Origin of the sequence: Rhizobium albus, assembly GCA_030160035.1 — a bacterium.
Taxonomy (GTDB): Bacteria; Pseudomonadota; Alphaproteobacteria; order Rhizobiales; family Rhizobiaceae; genus Georhizobium; species Georhizobium albus.
This window is the reverse complement of record BSNO01000001.1, coordinates 26,094-47,180: the sequence shown is the minus strand read 5'-3', so window position 1 is coordinate 47,180 and position 21,087 is coordinate 26,094. Positions and strand designations below refer to the sequence as shown.

The window sequence follows — 21,087 nt, the reverse complement described above, 5'->3', positions numbered from 1 at the left end:
GTCATCGATGTGTCGGGCGCCGTTCATCATCGACCAGCAGACCACGACATGACCCGGAACATAGACGGTTTCGTGCCAACTGCCACGAAGGCAGGCAATCCTTATCGCTTGACCTTCGAAGGCGCGGCGTTGGGCAGGCCCCGCCACATGTCGCGGCGCGCACCAACGAGCCGGTTCGTCTCGTACCGCCGCACACCTTCGAAATGGTCGCTGAGCGCGTCGATCGCGCGGGTGAAAAGGGATGTGATCCGCATGGTCGTCTCCATCGCAGGCAATTGTTGATGGAGCGAAGATACGCTCAAGTGTTGGCGATCGGCAGCGCTGGTTAGGCAGGGGGTCATCGCGGTTCGACATGACCGGCTAACTTTGCATTAACCTCTGGCGATACGACGCTTCTCCAGTCGCCGCACCCATAGCGGTATGAGAACCGGCGCGGTGATCAGGATCAGCACGACACGCGCGAGATGATGAAGGCTCACAAAGGCCGGATCGGCATCAAGCGTGATGGCGATCAGGCTCATCTCGGGCAAACCTCCTGGCACGAGCGACAGAAGCCCGATTGCGAAAGGGACGCCAAGCAGCTGTTCGAAGGCGAATGCGAAGCCACCGGCCAGCGCCATGGAGAAAACCGTGAGAAGTGCGCCCAAGAGCAGACCCGTCAGAAGCACCCGGCGGGCGATCCCGGCGAAATGCTGGCCGATGACCGAACCTATCACGATCTGTGCGGCAGCCAGCAAAGCGTCTGGAATGTGCGCGTCGGTGATGCCCGTGACATGAACAAGGGCGCTGAGGATGAGCGGTCCGGTCAGATTGCCGGCAGGCAGCCGGATCTTCTTTGCGATGAGGAAGCCGATCACCGCGCAGGCGGAAAGCAGCGCCACATCGACCAGACTGATGCTCGGAAACCATTGGATGGCACGACTGACACCATCCCCGGCACCGCTGCCGATCAGACCGAAGACCGCCAGCAAGGTCGGCGTCATAGCGATGAGAACGACGAGACGCGTGCCGTGAACCAGGCTGACGGAGCGGACATCGGCTCCCATCGCGGGACCGATGATGACCATTTCGCTCAAGCCCCCCGGCATGCCCGCAAAGGCCGCCGTCGCCGGCGTCATGGCACCGAGGCGCCAGCAGACGGCGATGCTGACAAGTGCAACGATGACGACGTAGAGGAGCACGCCGAGAAGGCTCGGCCACCAGTCCGGGATGCGCGCCGCCACTTCCGGCGTGAACGCGCTGCCCACCATCAGGCCGATGACGGCGATCATCACGAGGCGCGGTTTTCGGAACGAGCGCATGTCGATCCCGGCGATCGCAAGGGGAATCGTCGCAATCATCGCGCCGAGCAGCCAGCCGAGTGGGATGCCGAGCCGGTAGCCGCAATACCCACCGATCGTGCCGACGGCCAGCGTGCGAAGGCGGATGAGGAAACCGCGCATGCCTTCCGGCCCTGAACCGTTCTTCTTCGGTGGCACAGGGTCGGGCCAAGGCGCCCGCTCTTCTGGGGACGCACCCGCTTCGTGCGTATTACCGTATTGGGTCATTGCCGATTGCATTCGAATTGTCGATTGATGGTGGATGGCGGGACTTCAGAATCTTTTGTACACAGCCGCATACGAAATGGCCAACCGCGATGCGGCATCGACGCAACTTTTCAGTGCGGGCGGGAAAGCTTAAGGACGATGGCGCGATGACAGAGAACCGAACTGAAGATTTGAGCAAGACGCGCGGCCAGAACGCCTATCGCGCCATTCTGGCAGCGATCCGTGACGGGCATTACAAGCCCGGCGACCCGCTGCGCGAAGAAGAAGTCGCGATGCGGATCGGCGTCAGCCGCACGCCGGTGCGCGAGGCGCTCGGCCGTCTCCAGGAAAAGGGCCTGCTGGAAGCAGCACCCGGTCGCGGCGTCGCCGTTGCCGTGCTCTCGATGCAGCAGATCTTCGAGCTCTATGCGATGCGGCAGGAGATGGAAGGCCTCGTTGCCCGCTTTGCCGCGCAGCATGCGACGGAAGCCGAGATCGCCAATCTGGAACGGCTGAACGAACAGTTTCTCAAGGCGGATGGCACGCCGAAAGTGGCCGCGCTGATCAACCGCCAGTTCCACGCTCGGCTCTACGATGCGGCGCGCAACCGTTATCTCCGCCAGGCGGTCGAGGATCTGCAGGAGACGATCGCACTTCTGCCGGAAACCACCTTCGTTCAGGAAGGCCGCACCGTGATCGCCCATGGCGAGCACAAGGAGCTGATCGACGCGATCCGCGCCCGCGATACGTTGAGGGCCGAGGCCGCGGGCATCAACCACATCCGCAAGGCCCTCGAAACACGCCTCGCGATCACCGACCATGAAGAAGGCGTCGGCGTCTTCAGGCCGGCCAGATAGCAGGATCGCTGCCAAGCGGCACGGGCGTGCGCCGGAACTCAGGCAGGCGACCTCCGATCCTCAGCGGCGGGCGCACCGCGCGCACTGATCCGAACGCGGTGTCATGCGTTGCGATCAGATCCGCGATGTCGGCTGGACTCGGGTTCGAGACCGGCACGGTGCGATCGTCGCCGAGCCGGTCGCGCCAGTCCCACATCCACTGCGCCGTCGTGGCCAGCGAAAGATCGACGGCAAAGCTGCCTCCTTCACCGGCGCGCCGGATGAGCGCCGCCATCGCGCCGAAGGCAGCCAGATAGCCCGTCAAATAATCGAGCGGCTGGCAGGGCAACAAGGTCGGCCGATCGGCCCCCGCCTCCAGCGTCATCCCCAGGGTGGCCTGGACGAGGCTGTCATAGCCACGCCGGAAGCTCCACGGGCCGGTATTGGAAAAAGCCGACAGCGAAACATGGACGAGTGCCGGGTTGGCCTGCTGCAGCGTCGCCCGATCCAGACCCCGGCCCGCGATCGCGCCCGGCCGATAGGCATCGAGCAGCACGTCTGCACCCTTGGCGAGATGCGCCAGTTCGGCGCGACCGCTCTGGGTAGCGAGATCGATCTCACATGCGTACTTGCCGAAACCGGTGTCGATCACGAGGGATTCGATCGACGGCAGACCCGGACCGGACACGAGAAGCACCGTGCCCCCGTGTTCTGCGAAGGTCCGTCCCGCCATCGGTCCGGCAATGACGCGCGACAGATCGATCATGCGCAGGCCCGAAAGCGGCTTCTGTACTGCATCTCCACGCCCCGCCGGCCATGCCGCCGGACCTGCAGGCGCTTGCCGTGTAACTTGCAGCACCGACAGCGCCCGGATCGCCGCTGCCTGCTGCGTCGCTTCCCACGCGCTGCGCTCACGAACCTTTGCTGCGCAGAGATTTCGGCTGATCGCTTCGGCCTCGAGTTCGGCGGCATCCCATTGCCTCACCGCTGCGCGTATGGCGTCCGGATTGTTGTCGACACCGAGCAGGTCGAGCAGCCCTTGGCGCAGATGCGGAAAATTGCCGTGCAGGAACACCCACTCCCCATTCGCCGCCTCGTAGAGCCCGGTGAACGGATCGCGGAACTTGGCGTTCTTTCCGCCAACCTCCAGGTAGCTGGAACTCGCCATGGCAATTTCTGCCGAGCGCGTGTCGGTCGCGACCGACAGCTTCTCGCCCGTACGCATCTCATGGATGTGCGACGCCGCGAGACCGACGGCCGCGAGCGTCGCCGTCGCGATCGGCGCAATTGGCCATGCGGTCGCGAGCACCTTGTCGTGCTCCGTGATCGTCAGGCGATCGAGCGGTAGACCCTCAAGTCCAGCCAGGGCGAGCAGGTCTGTGAGGATTGCATGGGCGCCATCGATCACGCCGCTCATCGCACCACTCCTTGCGGCACCGCGACCTCGCCCTGCATCAGGCGCCGCGCCGTGCGAAACACCGTGGCATTCTCGGCATGCCAACCATCGTCGCGCTTCAAGACGCGCGCTCCGACGCTGACCAGCCCGGACGGGTTGCCGACGCGGATCTCGTCGCCCTGTTGGTCGGGACGCAGCGCCTGCTCAGCGAGCGTGCCTTCGATGCGGGCGGCGACGCCAACGCACATAGCGCCGGTCAGCGTAACCGCGCGGTGCGCCTGCTCCATCGAGATCATGCGCACGGCGATGTCGTGCGTGGTCTCGTCAAGCGTCTGGCCGTCGAGCGTCTTAAACGGAGATGGCGTTCCGACCATCGCGATCTTCGGGTTAGCGAGCCCGACCGACGCGGCATCCGCGCCAAGCCCCATCAGCAAACCGCCCTCGCGCCGGATCGCGTCGAGCAGCGCCATGAGCGGTCGATTGGCTTCGATGGCATCGGGCAGTTCGCTGCCGGTCATTCCGCAATCGGCAGCACGGACGAAGACGACCGGATTGCTCGCATCCACCAGCGACACCGCATAGGAGCGACCGTCCACCACGACATGATCGACCACATTGCCGCTCGGCAACAGGCCCGAAGTGACCGTGCCGCCCGGGTCGAGAAAGTCCAGCGCAATGCGCGCCCCCGTCCCGGCAACGCCCGCAATGGCGAAATCGCCCTCGACGACGGCGCGGCCGTCCCGCACTGGAAAGCGGGCGTGGATGATCTTCTTGGTGTTGACCTGGTGGATGCGCACCAGCGCCTCGCCGTCGGCGACCGAGACCAGCCCTTCATCGACTGCGAAAGGGCCGATCACGGAGGAGAGATTTCCGCAATTGGCGCCCCAGTCGACGACAGGACGATCGACTGCGATCTGCGCAAAGAGATAGTCGACGTCGGCGTCAGGATGGGTGGGCGGCCCGATGATCGCCGCCTTGGAGAGCGAGGACACGCCGCCGCCCATGCCGTTCAGCTGGCGCTTGTACGGGTCGGGGCTGCCGAGCACGGAGAGCAGCATCTCTTCCAGCGCCGTGCGGTCTTCCGGCACGTCGGCCCGATGGAAGAACACGCCCTTGCTGCTGCCTCCCCGGTAGAATGCGGCGCGAACGAATGTTTGAGACATGGATCCCCTCCCTTGTCATGGCCGTCATGAGGCCAGCAGATGCACTCCGCGAACGAAGTAGAAGACGCCGATCGCGGTGACGATCCAGCGTGTCCAGGACCGGAAGTTCGCGTCGGTCAGCCGCTGCAGAATGCCATTGCCGGCCTTGGTGCCGAGAATGGCGATTGGCGCGGCGATGGCGATGGCCAGCCACTCCGAGCCCGACAGCACGAATGTGGTGCTGGCATAGAATGCCACCTTCAGGCCATGCGAGATCACCTGGATCGCCGATTTGGTGGCGATGATCACGCGCCGATCCATCATCGTGCGAATGAAGAAGATGTCGATCGTCGGCCCGGAAACGCCGACCCCGATCGAAAGCCCGCCTGCAATCAGCCCGCAGGCAAGTGCATGATGCCGCTTGGAAGCATCGAGCGCGAACCAGGAGTTCGGCACCCAGACGAGGATCGGCAACAACCCGATGACGATCGAGACGATAGCCAACTCCGGCGTATAGCTGACAAGCAGGAACAGCGTCGCTGCGATCAGGAGCCCGATGGAGACCGTGCCGACGATCCTCCAGTCGATCCAGCTGCGCGAAAACCAGGCGCGCGACCCGTTCGCCACGAGCTGGATGACGCCGTGAACCGCGATCGCCGTGCCGACAGGCAGAAGAAAGAACAGGATCCAGAGAAGGATCAGCCCTCCTGCCATACCGAAGATGCCGGAAAGCAGCGCGGTGAGAAACACCGCGACCACCATTCCGACAGCGACGAACGCGCTCACGCCGGCGCGACCTTATTAGGCCGCCGCGACTGTCTGCGTCGCGAACTGCGCGGCCCCATAGCCTGCACGCCGTCCGAAAACGGCGCCGGAAGTGAGGCCCGAACCGCCCGGATAGCCTTCGTAGAAGACGCCGCCGACCATTTCACCGCAGGCATAAAGGCCCGGAATGTCCCTGCCATTTTCATGGACGACGCCCCCTTGGTCGCTCACCTTCAAGCCGCCATAGGTGAAGGTGATACCGCCGGTGACCGGATAGGCCTTGAACGGGCCCGTGTCGATCGTTTGCGCCCAGTTGGACTTCGGCAGCGACAGACCCTTGGTATTCTTGCCGTCCTTGATGGTCGGATCGAAGGCCACGTCTGCGTTGACCGCCGCGTTGTAGTCGGCGAGCGTCTTGCGCACGGCATCCTTGTCGTCGATGCCGTCGAGCTTCTCGATCAGCGCATCCAGCGTGTCTGCCTCGACATAATGGGCGTCGGAGAACCGGTACTCCTCGTAAAGCAGGTGATCGACCTTGCTGTCGAAGATCTGCCAGGCGAAATGGCCCGGCTGCTCCAGTACGGCGCGGCCGAACTGGGCGTAGGTATAGTTGCGGAAATCCTTGCCCTCGTCGACGAAGCGGTCACCTTTCGCGTTCACCATCACGCCGAGGAAGTAGCAGATCTTGCGATAGTTCTTGCGCTGCTCGTGCGGGATATCGAGGTTGCCGTATTCCGGCATGTGGAGATCCATCGGCGTCGCGTGGCAACCGTCATAGAGACCATAGGCCTGTGCACCGAGCTTGAACGCCATTTCCAGGCCGATGCCTTCATTGTGCGGCGTGCCGCGAACCTTGGCCTTGGCCCAATCCGCGCCGATGTATTTCTCACGCAGCTTTGCGTTGGATTCAAAACCGCCGCAGCCGAGCACCACGGCCCGCGCCTCGATATCGGCGGTCTCGCCGGAAGCGCTGCGGGTGTTCACGCCGCAAACGCGACCGTCCTTCACGATCAGATCGACCGCTGCGCAATCATAGCGGATTTCACCGCCCATTGCCTTGAAGGCACGCATTTCAGCCTCGACGAGACCGACGCCTTCATGCTCGGCGGCAAGCGTCAGCCCGCCCCAGAAGATGTACTTGCCGTCTTTCTCGAAGGTCTGGCGCGAATAGATCGGCTCGAACTTGACGTTGTTGTCCGCGAGCCAGCGCATCGTCTCGTAGCTTTTGCCGATCAGGTCGCGCTGCTCGACCGAGAGCGGGCGGCCGCCATTGAAGCCCAGAAGATCCGCGCCGAATTTCTCCGCCGTGTACTCGCCGAATTCGGTGTTCGGGATGCGCGGATCGTCCGGGTTCTGCAGAAGCGGGATCAGATCGTCATTGCCGTTGTAGACGAAACGCATCGCGCCCGCCGTGTATTTGGAATTGCCACCGGCGAGATCCTCGGTCGCCTTTTCGATGATCAGGACGCGAGAGCCCTTTTCCTTGGCTGCAATGGCAGCGCAAAGCGCGGCGCTGCCTGAACCGATGACGACGACATCCCAGACTTCGGACATGATGTTCTCCTAGCTTCAATTGGACCCGATGGTCGCCTTCAGCCTTTGTATACATTTGTATTCTGAATTTGCAACCGGACGGATGCTGCCGTCCGGTGCACTGTTTGCGTCAGTCGGATCAGATCGCGTCGACCAACAGCTGCGTGAAAGCCCGCGTTCCCAAAGGGCCCCCGAGATCGCCGGTGCAGCGCGAAGGATCGCACAGCACATCGTCGATCACGGCTTCGATGCGATCGGCAGCAGCGACAAAACGCTCGCCGCCCTTCCGCTCGCCGTACCAGCGCAGCAGCATCGCGGCCGAGAGGATCATGGATGTGGGGTTGGCCTTGTCCTGCCCGGCGATACTGGGGGCGGAACCGTGTTGCGCCTGCGCCGCGCACAGATCGTCATTGGCGTTGACCGAGCCCGCGAGGCCGAGGCTGCCGGAGAGTTCGGATGCAAGATCCGACAGGATGTCGCTGTAGAAATTGGTCGAGCAGATGACGTCATAGACCGACGCGTCGCGCACGAGCAGCGCCGCCATGGCGTCGATCAGCACTTCTTCCAGTTCGACTTCCGGAAACTCGGCGGCAACCTTGCGGACTTCCTTGAGGAAGAGCCCGTCGGTCAGAACGAAGGCGTTTGCCTTGTGCACGGCCGTCACCTTCTTGCGTCGCTTCATCGCGAGCTCGAAGGATGCGCGCGCGATGCGCTCGATCGCCTTCGATGTCACCTTGCGCATGGAAATGGCGACGTCTTCGGTCGGCATGAACTCGCCGGTGCCGGCCACCATGTTTCGATCCGGATACATGCCTTCGGTCGATTCCCGCATGATCACGAGATCCATGTCGGTACCACGGTGCTTCACACCGTGGCGTGTACGTGCCGGGCGGATATTGGCAAAGAGATCGAGCTTAACGCGAAACGCGGCCGAGACGTTGACGCCACCCTTGTCGCGCGGCGGGTAGTCCAGGTGCGAAATCGGGCCGAGCAGCACGCCGTCCATCGTCTGCGCCAGCGGCAGGATGTCGTCGGGCAAGGTGGTGCCCTGCGTTTCGTAGGTCGCGAAGCCCATCTCGCGATGGGTATAATCGAGGTCGAGACCGAACTTGCGGTCGGCTGCATCGAGAACATCCGTGCTCGCGCGCACGATTTCCGGGCCGATGCCATCGCCCGGCAGAACGAGAATCTTCATGCTATCTCCTGGGGACGTGCCGGCCGAACGGAGGCTTTCCGCGACCTGGCACGGCACTGATCGTCGAATGGGAAAAGGCTGTCCGCTCGCCCGGAGCGAGCAGCCAGCCGTTGAGTGTCAGGCAGCGCCTTTAAGCTCTGTGTCGCTGCCGGCCTCTGACTGCAGCACCGCCGCCTGGACGTAGACTTCGCCTGCCATCAGCTTTCGCGCGGTGCGCAATAGGCCGCCCTTGACGATGTCGATGCCGTTGTCCGTGTCGCGAGTTTCCAGCGTCACCTCCAAAACACCCGAAGGATGCTCGATGACGATCAGCCGGTCATGGCCTTCCGGGCGAACGGCAAGGCCGTCGGAAACGGACCCTTCAAGGACCGCGCAGGACGACACGCAGAGACCGCCAGTGACCGCAAAGGCTGCGTGCGTGTTGTGCGGAACGAAATAGCGGGCCGCGATGGTGCCGCCATCCTTTGGCTTGGCCAGCATGGCCGCTTTCGGGACCACCTTGTCGGCGACATCGCCGAGCCCCATGCGGCGGCCGGCTTCGCGGCGCATGGCCTCCATGCGGGCAAAGAACTCCTTATCCGCATCGAGTTCCTTTTTCGTCTCGTAGCCCGTCTTGCCGAGATCGGCAGCGCGGAACAGCATCATCGGCACGGCAACGTCGATGAGCGTGACGGTGACGCCGTCGATCTCTTCCGTCAGCTTGCCGGTCGGCAGCAGCGCGCCGGTCTTGGAGCCCACGATGTCCATGAAATTGAGGCGGACGGGCGCGGATGTGCCGGGCGCTCCGCTGATCGCCGCGCTGCCATCATAGACCACTGCGCCATCGCCGGTCTGCACGATCGACTCGATGCGGCTTTGCGTATTCTCGTCGAAGATCACGACGCTGGTCGTTTCGCCGGCCACGGGTACCATGCCGCTCTCGATGGCGAAGGGCCCGACGCCCGACAGCATGTTGCCACAGGACGGGCTGGTGTCGACGATCGCCTTGTCGACGGAAACCTGGGCGAACAGATAGTCCACATCGACCCCTTCCCGCATGGACGGGCCGACGATCGCGACCTTGCTGGTCAACGTGTCGGCACCGCCGATGCCGTCGATCTGACGAGCATCGGGAGACCCCATCGCCGCCAGAAGAACGCGATCACGCGTGGCGATGTCCGCAGGCAGATCGGACGCCTTGAAATACGGGCCTTTCGATGTGCCACCGCGCATCAGGATGCAGGGAATTGCGACTTGCTTCGTCATTGAGCTGGACCTTTTGGAGGATGCGGATGCTTCGCATGCGATTGTATACTGAAATTTGGGATATGGAAAACCGCCCCGGAAACGTTTCCGGAGCGGCTGTTCGTGTGCCTAGCGGAACGGCCAGACCAGGCTGTCGTAGAAATACTCCTGCAGCAGGCCGTAAGGCATTTGCATGTTCAGCGCCCAGGTCAGGACCATGATCATTGCAGCGGCTCCGGCCGTCAGCACGGCGGATGTCAGCCAGCTCGTTTTCGCCACGGCCCGGGTGAAGGTCATGAAGAATACGATCAGCGCCAGGAAGTAGCCAAGCAGACCGATCAGGCCGACGAAGCCGACCAGCCAGAATACGAACCGCCACGGTCCGCCGTCGGTCATGTTGGCGTCCATGTCGAAGTTCGCCGAACCGCCAGCGATGGCGCCACCGCCGCTGATCTTTTTTTGCGCACGCAGCTGCGGCAGGCCGACCACAAGGCAGGCGATCAGGCCGACGACTGCGACCGACATCGGGAACACCTTGTCGAGGAACGAGGCCAGTTCCCAGGAGTCGAAGAAGGCATAGACGAAGAGCCCGCCGACGATCACCGTGAAGACGATCTGCGGCATGAGGTTCTTGGCCTGGGCCTGCTCGGCATCGCCTTCGGAGCTTACACTCGCGGCGGCAACATCGCCGGGACGCTTGCGCGTGCCGAACCAGACGGAAAGCACGGTCAGCACGCCGATGGCCAGCGCCAGCGGCCGCAGCGGGAAACCGTAGCCGTAGAACTGCACCGCCTGGTAGAAATAGGTTTCCACCTGGGTGGCGAGCACGAAGCCGATGAGGAAGGCCGGGCGCGGCCAGCCGAAGCGCTTCAGGAAAATCCCGATGAGGCCGATCGCCAAAAGCGCCAGCATGTCATTGAAGGACCGCGTGGCCTGGAATGCACCGAAGGAAATGACGACGATCATGAAGGGCGCGAAAATCGTGTATTTGATCGTCGTCAGCTTAGCGACCCACGGTGACAGGATGATGCAAAGCGCCGTGCCCACAACGTTCGCGATCGCGAGCGTCCAGATGATCGTGTAGGTCAGATCCAGATCGCGCGCTGGGTCGGCCATGGCCGGTCCCGGCTGCAGACCGATCAGGATCATGGCGGCGAGGAAGATCGCCATCGAGCCGGAGCCCGGAATGCCGAAGAGCAGTGTCGGGATCAGGGCACCACCGGCACAGGCATTGTTGGCCGATTCCGGTGCGATCACGCCGCGAATGTCGCCCTGCCCGAATTCCGTCTTGCCCTTGGTCGTCTGCACGGCATGACCATAGGCCAGCCAGTCGACGACGCTGCCGCCGAGACCCGGGATCATCCCGATCAGCGCACCGAGGCCGGAACAGCGCAACGCAAGCCAGCGGCTGTTCCACGTATCGCGAACACCCTGGAACCAGCCCGAGCCGAGCTTTCCGGTCGACGAAATACTCTGGTTGGACCGCAGAAGGTCGACGATCTCGGGAAGGGCAAAGATGCCCAGGCCAACGATGACCAGTTCGAGGCCGCTGATCAGATAGAGCGAATCGAACGACATGCGCTCGCCACCCGCGGCTGGCGCCGTTCCGATGGTTCCAAGAATGAGGCCCAGCGCACAAGCGGCAAGCCCCTTTCCGAGGTTCGAGCCGGACAGCACCCCGACCATCGACAGGCCGAAGATCGCGAGCATGAAAAGCTCGGCCGAGCTGAATGACAGGATCAGCGGTCGCGCGATGAGAACGACGCCGGTCAACGCGATCGCGCCGAACATACCGCCCACCATCGATGCCGAAAAGGCCGCCGACAGAGCGCGTGCCGCCTCGCCTTTCTTGGCGAGCGGGAAACCGTCGAGCACGGTGGCCTGCGAAGCGGACGAGCCCGGAATGCCCATCAGGATCGACGAGAACGTGTCCGATGTCGGCAGGATCGCCAAGAGGCCGATCATCATCGCCACGGCCGAAGTCGGGTCCATGCCGTAGATGAAAGGAAGCAGCAGCGACATGCCGGCGATGCCGCCGAGCGCAGGCAGAATACCGACCACGAGCCCGAGCACGACCCCGATCGTCATGAACATGAGGTGCTGGACAGTCAGCAAGGTGGCGAAGGAACTGAGAAATGTCTCAAGCATGGTGGAGCGTCCCGCTGCTGGGGGAGATGCTGCGGATCGACGCGTTGCACGGCAACACGAAGCGACGAAGTCCGCAGAAGCCAGGATCAAGTCGTCCCGAACGATCGGGATCGAGTGTGAGCGGAGCGCGCGGCGACGAGCCTCGCGCGCTCCGCGTCAATTGCCGTTAAAGCTGGACCTGATATTCCGACATCAGGAACTCGCGAACCCATTCGCGTGCTTCCGGATCGATGGTGGTCGCGACTTCGTAGAGCGTCTGGACACCATCGCCGACAGCCTGTTCGTACTCGCCCAGGATCTCGCCCTTGGCAGCCTGCAGATCGGGATCGGCAGCCGCATCGGCGAACGCCTGGCGATAGGCGGCCACGATGTTCTCCGGGGTGCCTTCCGGCAGCATGGCAGGCTTCTGTGCTGCAAAGCCCGAGCCGAAAAACGCCATGTAGGCATCGAACTCGACGCTGTCCGGGATTGCGCCGGTCGCCATCTCGAGCGCTTCGACGAAGTGCGGCAGGTCCGGGAAAGTCGGATCGCGCTGGACGTTGCCTTCGGTATCCAGAACGCCCCACGAGAAGATCGGCACGGCGGTGCCGGCTTCCACCAGCGGCTCGACATTGGTGAGGTAAGCAGACGACGTCTGATAGTCGATCGTGGCTTCGCCGCGCTCGAAGGCAAGACGGCCATCGCCGCGGCCGGTCATGCCGAAGACGTGGCGGACATTGAGACCGAGCAGGCGGAACGCAAGCAACGGAACGAGATCGAGCGAGGTTGCACCCTGGCTGGCATAGACCAGTTCCTGGTCACCGATTTTCGACAGTTCGGATGCATCGGCAACGCCGAGGCTTGCCGGGAGATAGGCGACGCCGCCCGTCGGTGAGACGAGGACGGGGATCAGCTTGGCATAGTCGTAGCGCACGCGCGTGTCGCCGAGCAGGAACGGGAACTGCGTCGAACCGGACGTGCCGAGAAGTGACAGGCCGTCGGGACGGGCGCGCGCCACGAATTCGTTGGTGCCGGTGATCGAACCACCGCCCGGGACGTTGCGTACGATGACGTTCGGCTGACCCGGCAGATGCTTGGCAAGGTAAGGCGCCATGAACCGCGCCCAGACATCGGAGCCGCCGCCCTCAGAGAAAGGAATCCACCACTCGATGGTTTCACCAGCGAAGTCCACGGAATCCTGCGCGAAGGCCTTGGGCAAACCGAAACTTGCGGCTGCAACGGTGGCTGCGCTGGCAGCCAGGAACTTACGACGATCGATACGGGTCATGCTTTTCCTCCCAATCCCATGATCAAAGTCTTCATCGTATACAAAGGTACACATGAATTAGGCGTAGGGTGACCACGTCACGCCGCGCCTGTAAAGTCATTAAAGGCGCCTCATCCTCATCAGGTGCCCGTGATTTCGGCAGAAGGCCTCAAAATCCGGCGTTTAATGCCGTTTTCTCAATGAATAATGCATCATTTGCATCAAACGAGCCTTTGCCTGCATGTTTTGGATCGTTCACATTGATATGTCATATGCAAAGATTTGGAGCGTTGATCTGAAATGCACATCAATTGCGACACGCTCGACTTACGCTCCTTCATCGCCGTGATGGAGCTCGGCAATTTTCACAGGGCGGCTGAGGCGCTCAACGTCTCGCAACCGGCACTCTCCCGCCGCATCCAGAAACTGGAAGAGACGATCGGCGCGCAGTTGTTCGAACGAACGACCCGCAGCGTCGCGCCTACAGCGGTCGGGCGCGAGATGTTGCCGTTGGTGCGACGGCTTCTGGACGAGTTCGACCAGTCGCTGTTCTCGTTTCGCGATGTCGGCCTGCGGCGCGGCGGACTGGTGACGATCGCCTGCCTGCCGACGGCAGCGTTCTATTTCCTGCCTGCCGTCATTCGCCGCTTTGCAGCGGAGTTCCCACAGATACGCTTTAGGATCATGGACCTGAGCGCCAATGACGGGCTGACGGCCGTGTCACGCGGAGAAGTCGAATTCGGGATCAACCTCATGGGCGCATCGAGCGCCGATCTCGAATTCACGCCACTGGTCGAAGACCCGTTTGTCCTCGCCGCGCGACGCGACCACCCGTTGGCCGCACAATCGGTCGTGCGCTGGTCGGACCTGCCACCGCACCGCTTGATCACGGTCAGTCGATCGAGTGGAAATCGCACGCTGCTCGATGCAGCCCTGGCCAAAGCCGACGTGCAGCTGTCCTTCACATATGAGACAACGCATCTGTCGACGTCGCTCGGCCTCGTCGAGGCAGGTCTGGGGGTTTCCGTGCTGCCGAGCATGGCCACGCCGCAGGGCGATCATCCCATCATCACCGTCCGGCCACTGCACGAGCCCGAAGTGTCGCGAACGATCGGGATCGTGCGTCGGCGCAGCGCCTCTCTGGCACCCGCAGCCCAGCATTTTCTGGACATGCTGATGCTCCACTGGAAGCAGGGCTTGACCAAGAGCTGATCGATGGAGGCACGGCACGATCGACGGCAGTCGAGCCAGGCAGGGGGATGTCACCGCCCGAAAATCAAGAAGCCCTAAGCATCGCCTGCTCGCCGCGGCGGAGCGTAAGCACATCGACCCCGGTCTTCGTCACAGCAACCGTATGCTCGAACTGGGCAGAAAGCTTGCCGTCCGTCGTCACCACCGTCCACCCGTCATCGGCGGTGGCGACCTTGCGAGTGCCCTGATTGACCATCGGTTCGACGGTGAAGACCATGCCTTCACGCAGTTTCACGCCCGATCCCGGCCGCCCGAAATTCAACACTTGTGGCTCCTCGTGCATGTCGCGGCCGATCCCGTGCCCGCAATATTCACGCACGATGACATAGCCGTTCTTCTTGGCATGGCGTTCGATCGCGTGGCCGATGTCGCCGATATGCGCACCGGGCCGCACCTGCCGGATCCCTTGCCACATCGCCTCCTGCGCAACGCGCACGAGCTTGCGCGCCGCCGGCGGCGCGTTTCCGACCAGGTAGGTCTTGCTGGAATCGGCGATGTAGCCGTTCTTTTCCAGTGTGATGTCGAAATTAACGATATCGCCGTCCCGGATGATCTCGCCCGCATCCGGTATGCCATGACAAACCACGTGGTTGATCGAGCAGTTCAAGGCATATTTGAAACCATACTGTCCTTTGCTGGCCGGTCGTGCCGCGAGATCGACACTGATGAAGCGGTCGACGAGGTCGTTGATCTGCAACGTCGACTGGCCGATGAGGTCCTGCTCGTCCAGCATCTCGAAGACGGACGCGAGCAATCTGCCGGACACGCGCATCAGCGCCAGCTCGTCGGGGGTCTTGACCATCCCTCAGGCAGCCTGCGCAGGCATGCGCACGCCCGCCGTCTCATATTGCTGCTTGACGATATCGTTGAAGGAACGCCCCGGATTGGCTTCGGCAAGCATGCCGATCTTCAACCAGAATTCGGCCTGCGCATTGATGGAGCGGCATTGCACCGTGCTCGCCCGGCGAACATCCTCGTGCAACTCATCATCGATCTTCACGATACCCATGCGTCGTCTCCAAGTTTACACAGCATACGAACCATATATGGAACGTATGCTGTGCAATCAACTGGAAACGCCGACACAGCTGCGTGGTCTCTTGCGAGGCGCGTCACGCTTCAGCCGTCTGCCGAGACAGCAATCAGCTCCAGGCGACGGTGCGCTGGCGCTGCTCGCCCAGTTTCTCGATCCCGAGGCGCATGTCCTGGCCGGGTCGGAGGTAGATCGGCTCCGGCTTGACGCCCATTCCCACGCCGGGCGGCGTACCGGTGGAGATGATGTCACCGGGCTGCAGGCTCATGAACTGGGAAATATAGCTGACGACATGCGCCACGCCGTAGACCATGGTGCGCGTCGAGCCATCCTGGAACCGGCGACCGTCGACGTCGAGCCACATGGAAAGGTTTTGCGGATCTTCGATCTCATCTGCAGTCACGAGCCACGGGCCGATCGGCCCGAACGTGTCGGCCGATTTGCCTTTGGTCCACTGCCCGGAACGCTCGATCTGGAATTCGCGCTCGGACAGATCGTTGATGACACAGTAACCGGCCACGTGATCGAGCGCGTCGGCCTCGTCGACGTAGCGCGCTTCGCGGCCGATGACGACGCCGAGCTCGACTTCCCAGTCGGTCTTGCGGGAATTGCGCGGAATGATGATGTCGTCGTTCGGCCCGCAGATTGCGCTGGTGGCCTTCATGAAGATGACCGGCTCCTTGGGCACGTCGAGACCGCTTTCGGCCGCATGGTCGGCATAGTTCAGGCCTACGCAGACGAACTTGCCGACATTGCCAACGCATGGCCCGATCCTGAGGTCCGACGGCAGCTCCGGCAGTGACTGCGGGTCGATCTCTCGCAGACGCTGCAATTCGCCAGGCAGGAGCGTCGCGCCGGCGACGTCGTCGACGATACCGGTAAGATCACGGAGCTTGCCGTTGGCGTCCAGAAGAGCCGGCCGTTCGCGGCCCTTCTCGCCGACACGCAGAAGTTTCATGCTGTCTCATCCTCTCATGAAAGGTCATCGGACTGTCCAGCCGCCGTCTATGAGGGGGAAGATGCCACGCGTAAAGATCATGACGCCAAGATCGACGATCTCGTCACGCGGGAGGCCGGCCGACACGCGACGAACCCGCCTACTCCGACAGCCGATAGGCGACGACCTGATCCGACACTTCCGGCTTCAGGATGGAATTGCCGCCCACGGCGAACACGACGTAGTCGACACCTTGATGGGTGAAGACAGCCGGTATGGACACCGCCGGAGCCTCGACGAGATCCGACCAGAGTTCGCGACCGGTCTGCGCATCGAGTGCGCGCACGTGCGAGTCCACCGATGCCCCGATGAAAACCACACCGCCGGCCGTGATCACCGGTCCACCGAGCGTCGGCGACCCCCAGGACTCCAGGCCATAGAAACCCTCAAGTTGCGCACGCCCGAACGGCGTTTCATAAAGCAGATCACCGGTGTTCAGATCATAGGCGGAAAACGTGCCGAACGGAGGCGCCCAGCACGGCATGCCGGCCCAGTTGCTCCAGTCGGTAAGGTAGATGCCGTAAGGCGAACCTTCCTGGGGCGAATAGCCTTCCTCATTGCCGCCCTCCGCATTGTCGAGCTGGTCGTATTCGGCGCGGGGAATGAGCCGGATCAATTGCACGATCCGCGATGCGTTGACGTAGAGCGTGGCATTGCGCGGATCAATCGCCACGCCACCCCAGTTCGTCGCTCCCGCAGTGCCGGGAAAGAACAGCGTTCCCTGTTCGGAGGGAGGCGTGAACATGCCCCCATAGAGGTAATTTTCGCGGTCGCGTGAGCATTGGCCGAAGCTGACGAGATCGGCGAGCCACCACACGTCGGGAAGCTCCGTCGGATTGCCGACGGGCCGCGGCGTCATCGCGAAAGGTTGTGTCGGGACAGTCACCTCGCCTTCGGCAGTGCTTTGCGGGGTGGGACGGTCCTCGATGTCGAACAGCGGCTCACCTGTGCGGCGGTCGAGCACGAACAGGAAGCCCTGCTTCGTTGCCTGCACCAAAGCCGGTATGGTCTGCCCATCTCGTTCGATGTCGACGAGGCTCGGCGCAGACGGCGTGTCATAGTCCCAGATGTCATGGCGGACATGCTGAAAGCTCCAGGCGATCTCGCCCGTCTCGATGTCGACCGCAGTGACCGACGTGGCCAGAGGGATGGGATCGGTGCGGTCGCCGCCCCAGTAGTTGGGGCTTGGGGAGGAAACTGGCGCATAGACGAGGCCGAGTTCCGGGTCGGCGGTCATCGCCGTCCAGATATTCGCAGTGCCCGTTCGCGGGATCGTCTCCTCCGGGATGAAGCTTGCTTCCCACAATAGTTCGCCGCTTCGAGCATCGATCGCGAGAAGATTGCCGGGAGGCGCGACGCTGTATTCCCAGTCCTTTCCGGCCCACCCCAGCAGAAGCGTGTCGCCTACCACCAGCGGCGGCTGGAGAAGCGAGAACGGAAAGACATCGTTGACCGCGTTCCACTGGTTCACATTGAGCACGCCGCCCTCGGCGAATGCCTCGCATCGCGCACCGGTATCGGCATCGACCGCGTGCAGTTCGGCATCCATTGTCCCGAGATAAACCCGCTTTTCGCAGGTGCCGGCCTGGCCGCTTTCCCAATAGGCGACGCCGCGGTTCTTGAGTGCCGGCTGCGTCAACGCCTCCAACGTGGACTCGCTGTCATAGGCCCAGCGTTGCTCGCCCGTCGCCGGGTCCAGCGCCACAATTCGATAGAAGGGTGTGCCGAGATAAAGCGTGTCATTGGCGTAGACAGGCGTCGCCGACCACACCGTCTCGGGCAACTCGCCCGACCCGTCGGCCACATCGCCGGTATGAAACTCCCAGGCTCGCTCGAGATTTTCAACCGTCTCAGGCGTCAGACTCTGCACATTGGAAAACTTGGTGGAGCCGATGTCACCGTGAAACGACGTCCACTCCGATTGCTGCGCATGAGCCGTTCCGCTCGCACCGATCAATGAGAAGACGACGAGCGCTGTGATACGGTTCGGTAGGATCATGCCATGCTCCGGCGTGGGTTGAAATAGACACCCAGAACGAGTGCAAGGGCTGCCGCCGCCATGACACCTGCCAGTGCGAACTGCAGCAAGAAGTATCCAGCAATGGCAGTCAGCACCGCCGCAGTGACCGACAAGACCAGGAGAAGCGTTCGCCAACGCGGGGAAATTCTGGCGAAGGCAAGGAGGCCTGCACCCAAAGCGGTCGCTACGGTTCCGATCAGCGCCAGAAGCGCGCCGAGCGACCCATCGACGCCCGTGTTGCCGAGAGGCGCGAAGTAGGCAATGCCCGCAAGAACGATGCCCACGAGGGCGAGAAAGATTGTGGCAAAATATTGGCTGTGCATGACCCGCCAATCCAGCAGCGCCGAAGAAGTTCCAACGGCTGTTGAAAAAACTCGGCAAGTGGGATCAGGGCGTCGGTGGAGCACTCAGCCGATGGCTTTGATCCTACTCATCAAGAAGACGCCAAGCTCTGGGCCATCCAGATATAGAGCGGGATGCCGAGCGTCACATTGAAGGGAAAGGTTACGCCGAGCGACATGGCGAGCGATGTACCGGCATTGGCTTCCGGCAACGTCATGCGCAATGCGGCCGGCACGGCGATATAGGAGGCGCTGGCTGCCAGAATTCCCATGGCGGCCGCATTCGCAGTTCCAAGCCCGGCCATTGTACCGAGTGCCGTGCCGACGAAGCCGTGCAGCAGCGGCATCACGACCGCAAGCAGGCCGAGCTTTAGCGTGAGAGAGCGTGTCTCGATCAACCGGCGCGCAGCGATGAGCCCCATATCGAGAAGAAACAGACACAGCACCCCGCGAAATCCAGCCTCGAAGACCGGCGCAATCTGCGCATAGCCTTCGCTGCCGATGACGAGGCCGATGACGAAACTGCCAACCAAAAGGACGATCGAACCATTGAAAAGAGCTTCGTGCATGAGCCGGCGGCCTGGGAGCGCGCTCACGCCCGTCGTCGTCCGTTTTGCAAGAACAAGGGCGACAATAATCGCCGGCATTTCCATCAAGGCCAGCACCGCGACCATGTAGCCGCTCGCCGGCAATCCCGCCAGTTTCAGCGCCTCGATGCCCGCGACATAGGTCACGACGCTGACCGAGCCGTAATGCGCGGCAATAGAAGCGGCATCCACTCTCGACTGTCGCGCGAATGTGCGCGCGAGCCAGAATGCCGTCAGCGGCAGCACCAGCGAAAGCGCAAGGCCGATGAGCGCCGCCACGACAAGATCACCCGTCACGCCTTCGGCCACGACGGCGACACCGCCTTTCAGGCCGATCGCGACCATCAGGTAAATCGCCATCAGCTTGCCGGCCGCCTCCGGCACCGTCAGGTCCGAACGCGCGATCGCAGCAAGGGCGCCGAGGCCGAAGAAAAGCACCATCGGCGAGAACAAGGTCGCGATCATGTGTAAAATCCGTGGAGGGATGCGTGCGGCAAACGCACCGGCTGCCACACTGATGGCAGGTGATAAGCTGCGGGCTCTTGATCGGCTCGAGCGGCCGGCGGAGGCTTAAGGCTGAAGTGAGCGGCGGCGGACGACCTGAACGCGCGCCAAGTCGCCATTCCGGTTCAGCCGCTCGATGAATTCGATCTGGTCGCGGAAGCGGACCCTGAGACGCTTGAGGGCGCTGAGCCGCAACCGGTTGGGGTTCGGGCTTGCGAGTTCCTGCTCGATACGGCGCTGAATTGTTGCGCGGTGGGTCTGCAGCGCTTTCAAGAACTGGTCCATGATCTCACCTGATCGTTGTTGTCGCCGATAGATGCCGCAAGCTCGTCGATAGCTCCAATTCATTGTTGAAATCGCCACGATAGCTTTTAACTAAGACCTTATGCCCTTCCGCCCCTCCTTCCGTCAGCTCGAATACATCGTCGCCGTGGACGATCTTCGCCATTTCGGCCGTGCCGCCAAACGCTGTCATGTCTCGCAGCCGACGCTGTCGGTGCAGGTGTCCCTCGTCGAGGAAGGGCTGGGCGTCACCCTGTTCGAGCGTACCTCGTCGCAGGTCGTGCCGACACCGGCCGGCGAGCGCCTGGCCAAGGGTGCGCGCCTGCTGCTCTCCTCCTTCGACGATCTGCTGCAGGATCTTTCGGCACAGGCGGCGTCGCTCGGCGGCATGATGCGCATCGGCACGCCGGCAAGTTTCGGCCCTTATTTCCTGCGTTGGCTCCTGCCTGGCCTGCACGAGCAATATCCCGATCTCCAGGTCTACATCCGCGAGGACAGCCCGGCGGCGTTGGAAGCGGCGGTTGCCGACGGCACGCTCGATTGCGGCATCGGCCCTTCTCCGGAACGCGCGGGGCTATCGTTTCGCCCGATCGGCCGAGAGACCATCTTTCTCGGCGTGCCGGCCGAGCACGGCCTTTCTGCGCGGGGGACAGTGGAACTTCAGGAGATTGCAGGGGAAACGCTTCTCGCCCTTGGCCGCGGCCACCGGCTGCTGGAAAATGTGCGCCACCTCGCAGCAGCCTCGGGCGCACACATCAACGACGATTTCGAAGGCTCCAGCCTCGATGCGATCCGACAGATGGTGTCGATCGGAATGGGGCTGTCGCTCTTTCCGGAGCTCTACGCCAGATCGGAATTCCGCGGCGAAGCCGACGTGAAGCTGCTGGAATTCGAAGACTGGGACGAACGCCGCGAGGTCAGCGTCTACTGGCGCGAAGGAAGCGGCAGGGAACGCCACTACCAGGCACTCGCCGACGCCGCCGATGTCATCGCCATCAAGCTTGGCATTGCGGGCGACCGCCGGGGCAACTCCTGCACGCCAAGTGAGAACCGCTCCTGAA

The 21,087-nt window shown here is 62.7% G+C and carries 20 protein-coding genes; 3 read left to right on the top strand and 17 right to left on the bottom strand.

The window, feature by feature from the left end:
* Positions 1 to 101: 101 nt before the first annotated feature.
* Positions 102 to 254, bottom strand: a complete 153-nt coding sequence (locus QQL76_RS00230; protein WP_499205860.1) for a hypothetical protein — start codon at positions 252 to 254, stop codon at positions 102 to 104.
* A gap of 117 nt (positions 255 to 371) precedes the next feature.
* Entirely contained in the window at positions 372 to 1,442 is a 1,071-nt protein-coding gene (locus QQL76_RS00225) for an AbrB family transcriptional regulator (protein WP_499205859.1), read from the bottom strand.
* Positions 1,443 to 1,693: 251 nt separating this feature from the next.
* On the opposite strand from QQL76_RS00225, the gene QQL76_RS00220 reads away from it, so the two are divergent.
* On the top strand, positions 1,694 to 2,383 hold the full coding sequence (locus QQL76_RS00220; protein WP_499205858.1) for a GntR family transcriptional regulator: 690 nt from the start codon (positions 1,694 to 1,696) through the stop codon (positions 2,381 to 2,383).
* On the opposite strand, the gene QQL76_RS00215 is transcribed toward QQL76_RS00220, so the two are convergent.
* The 8 genes from QQL76_RS00215 to QQL76_RS00180 form a co-directional block, all read right to left on the bottom strand.
* Entirely contained in the window at positions 2,367 to 3,779 is a 1,413-nt protein-coding gene (locus tag QQL76_RS00215; RefSeq protein WP_499205857.1) for a CoA-transferase family III protein, read from the bottom strand. The two genes, QQL76_RS00220 and QQL76_RS00215, sit on opposite strands and share 17 nt — an antisense overlap.
* Complete coding sequence (locus tag QQL76_RS00210; RefSeq protein WP_499205856.1) at positions 3,776 to 4,921, bottom strand: 2-methylaconitate cis-trans isomerase PrpF family protein; 1,146 nt, start codon at positions 4,919 to 4,921, stop codon at positions 3,776 to 3,778. Before QQL76_RS00210 ends, QQL76_RS00215 begins: the two co-directional genes overlap by 4 nt.
* A 24-nt stretch (positions 4,922 to 4,945) precedes the next feature.
* On the bottom strand, positions 4,946 to 5,686 hold the full coding sequence (locus QQL76_RS00205) for a TSUP family transporter (RefSeq protein ID WP_499205855.1): 741 nt from the start codon (positions 5,684 to 5,686) through the stop codon (positions 4,946 to 4,948).
* Between the two features lie 15 nt (positions 5,687 to 5,701).
* Entirely contained in the window at positions 5,702 to 7,219 is a 1,518-nt protein-coding gene (gene tcuA / locus QQL76_RS00200) for an FAD-binding dehydrogenase (protein WP_499205854.1), read from the bottom strand.
* Positions 7,220 to 7,337: 118 nt separating this feature from the next.
* Positions 7,338 to 8,393 (bottom strand): isocitrate/isopropylmalate dehydrogenase family protein, encoded by a 1,056-nt coding sequence (locus tag QQL76_RS00195; protein WP_499205853.1) that lies wholly within the window; start codon positions 8,391 to 8,393, stop codon positions 7,338 to 7,340.
* Between the two features lie 117 nt (positions 8,394 to 8,510).
* Positions 8,511 to 9,638, bottom strand: a complete 1,128-nt coding sequence (locus QQL76_RS00190; protein ID WP_499205852.1) for a 2-methylaconitate cis-trans isomerase PrpF family protein — start codon at positions 9,636 to 9,638, stop codon at positions 8,511 to 8,513.
* A gap of 108 nt (positions 9,639 to 9,746) precedes the next feature.
* On the bottom strand, positions 9,747 to 11,765 hold the full coding sequence (locus QQL76_RS00185) for a tripartite tricarboxylate transporter permease (protein ID WP_126007944.1): 2,019 nt from the start codon (positions 11,763 to 11,765) through the stop codon (positions 9,747 to 9,749).
* Between the two features lie 166 nt (positions 11,766 to 11,931).
* A complete protein-coding gene (locus QQL76_RS00180; protein ID WP_404863591.1) occupies positions 11,932 to 13,032 on the bottom strand; it encodes a Bug family tripartite tricarboxylate transporter substrate binding protein in 1,101 nt (366 codons plus the stop codon).
* 279 nt (positions 13,033 to 13,311) lie between these two features.
* On the opposite strand from QQL76_RS00180, the gene QQL76_RS00175 reads away from it, so the two are divergent.
* Positions 13,312 to 14,223: a LysR family transcriptional regulator gene (locus QQL76_RS00175; RefSeq protein WP_499205851.1), complete on the top strand. Its 912-nt coding sequence runs from the start codon at positions 13,312 to 13,314 to the stop codon at positions 14,221 to 14,223.
* 64 nt (positions 14,224 to 14,287) lie between these two features.
* Here QQL76_RS00175 and map read toward each other — a convergent pair whose 3' ends face one another.
* The 7 genes from map to QQL76_RS00140 form a co-directional block, all read right to left on the bottom strand.
* Complete coding sequence (map, locus tag QQL76_RS00170; protein WP_499205850.1) at positions 14,288 to 15,064, bottom strand: type I methionyl aminopeptidase; 777 nt, start codon at positions 15,062 to 15,064, stop codon at positions 14,288 to 14,290.
* Between the two features lie 3 nt (positions 15,065 to 15,067).
* A complete protein-coding gene (locus QQL76_RS00165; protein WP_499205849.1) occupies positions 15,068 to 15,271 on the bottom strand; it encodes a ParD-like family protein in 204 nt (67 codons plus the stop codon).
* Between the two features lie 133 nt (positions 15,272 to 15,404).
* Complete coding sequence (locus QQL76_RS00160) at positions 15,405 to 16,253, bottom strand: fumarylacetoacetate hydrolase family protein (protein ID WP_499205848.1); 849 nt, start codon at positions 16,251 to 16,253, stop codon at positions 15,405 to 15,407.
* A gap of 139 nt (positions 16,254 to 16,392) precedes the next feature.
* Positions 16,393 to 18,291, bottom strand: coding sequence for a pyrroloquinoline quinone-dependent dehydrogenase (locus QQL76_RS00155; protein ID WP_499205847.1), 1,899 nt, complete (start codon positions 18,289 to 18,291; stop codon positions 16,393 to 16,395).
* Positions 18,288 to 18,635 (bottom strand): hypothetical protein, encoded by a 348-nt coding sequence (locus tag QQL76_RS00150; RefSeq protein ID WP_499205846.1) that lies wholly within the window; start codon positions 18,633 to 18,635, stop codon positions 18,288 to 18,290. The genes QQL76_RS00155 and QQL76_RS00150 overlap by 4 nt, the downstream gene beginning before the upstream one ends.
* A gap of 110 nt (positions 18,636 to 18,745) precedes the next feature.
* Positions 18,746 to 19,705, bottom strand: coding sequence for a sodium-dependent bicarbonate transport family permease (locus tag QQL76_RS00145; RefSeq protein WP_499205845.1), 960 nt, complete (start codon positions 19,703 to 19,705; stop codon positions 18,746 to 18,748).
* Between the two features lie 105 nt (positions 19,706 to 19,810).
* Positions 19,811 to 20,029: a hypothetical protein gene (locus QQL76_RS00140; RefSeq protein WP_499205844.1), complete on the bottom strand. Its 219-nt coding sequence runs from the start codon at positions 20,027 to 20,029 to the stop codon at positions 19,811 to 19,813.
* Positions 20,030 to 20,129: 100 nt separating this feature from the next.
* Here QQL76_RS00140 and QQL76_RS00135 point away from each other — a divergent pair, with 100 nt between their 5' ends.
* A complete protein-coding gene (locus QQL76_RS00135) occupies positions 20,130 to 21,086 on the top strand; it encodes a LysR substrate-binding domain-containing protein (protein WP_499205843.1) in 957 nt (318 codons plus the stop codon).
* Position 21,087 lies beyond the last annotated feature (1 nt).

Excerpts from the sequence above, each read along its gene's own strand:
- QQL76_RS00180 (WP_404863591.1), bottom strand. The coding sequence starts at position 13,032 with ATGACCCGTATCGATCGTCGTAAGTTCCTGGCTGCCAGCGCAGCCACC.
- QQL76_RS00195 (WP_499205853.1), bottom strand. The coding sequence starts at position 8,393 with ATGAAGATTCTCGTTCTGCCGGGCGATGGCATCGGCCCGGAAATCGTG.
- QQL76_RS00190 (WP_499205852.1), bottom strand. The coding sequence starts at position 9,638 with ATGACGAAGCAAGTCGCAATTCCCTGCATCCTGATGCGCGGTGGCACA.
- QQL76_RS00185 (WP_126007944.1), bottom strand. The coding sequence starts at position 11,765 with ATGCTTGAGACATTTCTCAGTTCCTTCGCCACCTTGCTGACTGTCCAG.
- QQL76_RS00220 (WP_499205858.1), top strand. The coding sequence starts at position 1,694 with ATGACAGAGAACCGAACTGAAGATTTGAGCAAGACGCGCGGCCAGAAC.
- QQL76_RS00160 (WP_499205848.1), bottom strand. The coding sequence starts at position 16,253 with ATGAAACTTCTGCGTGTCGGCGAGAAGGGCCGCGAACGGCCGGCTCTT.
- QQL76_RS00165 (WP_499205849.1), bottom strand. The coding sequence starts at position 15,271 with ATGGGTATCGTGAAGATCGATGATGAGTTGCACGAGGATGTTCGCCGG.
- map (WP_499205850.1), bottom strand. The coding sequence starts at position 15,064 with ATGGTCAAGACCCCCGACGAGCTGGCGCTGATGCGCGTGTCCGGCAGA.
- QQL76_RS00155 (WP_499205847.1), bottom strand. The coding sequence starts at position 18,291 with ATGATCCTACCGAACCGTATCACAGCGCTCGTCGTCTTCTCATTGATC.
- QQL76_RS00230 (WP_499205860.1), bottom strand. The coding sequence starts at position 254 with ATGCGGATCACATCCCTTTTCACCCGCGCGATCGACGCGCTCAGCGAC.
- QQL76_RS00215 (WP_499205857.1), bottom strand. The coding sequence starts at position 3,779 with ATGAGCGGCGTGATCGATGGCGCCCATGCAATCCTCACAGACCTGCTC.
- QQL76_RS00150 (WP_499205846.1), bottom strand. The coding sequence starts at position 18,635 with ATGCACAGCCAATATTTTGCCACAATCTTTCTCGCCCTCGTGGGCATC.
- QQL76_RS00135 (WP_499205843.1), top strand. The coding sequence starts at position 20,130 with ATGCCCTTCCGCCCCTCCTTCCGTCAGCTCGAATACATCGTCGCCGTG.
- QQL76_RS00225 (WP_499205859.1), bottom strand. The coding sequence starts at position 1,442 with ATGCGCGGTTTCCTCATCCGCCTTCGCACGCTGGCCGTCGGCACGATC.
- QQL76_RS00175 (WP_499205851.1), top strand. The coding sequence starts at position 13,312 with ATGCACATCAATTGCGACACGCTCGACTTACGCTCCTTCATCGCCGTG.
- QQL76_RS00140 (WP_499205844.1), bottom strand. The coding sequence starts at position 20,029 with ATGGACCAGTTCTTGAAAGCGCTGCAGACCCACCGCGCAACAATTCAG.
- tcuA (WP_499205854.1), bottom strand. The coding sequence starts at position 7,219 with ATGTCCGAAGTCTGGGATGTCGTCGTCATCGGTTCAGGCAGCGCCGCG.
- QQL76_RS00210 (WP_499205856.1), bottom strand. The coding sequence starts at position 4,921 with ATGTCTCAAACATTCGTTCGCGCCGCATTCTACCGGGGAGGCAGCAGC.
- QQL76_RS00145 (WP_499205845.1), bottom strand. The coding sequence starts at position 19,705 with ATGATCGCGACCTTGTTCTCGCCGATGGTGCTTTTCTTCGGCCTCGGC.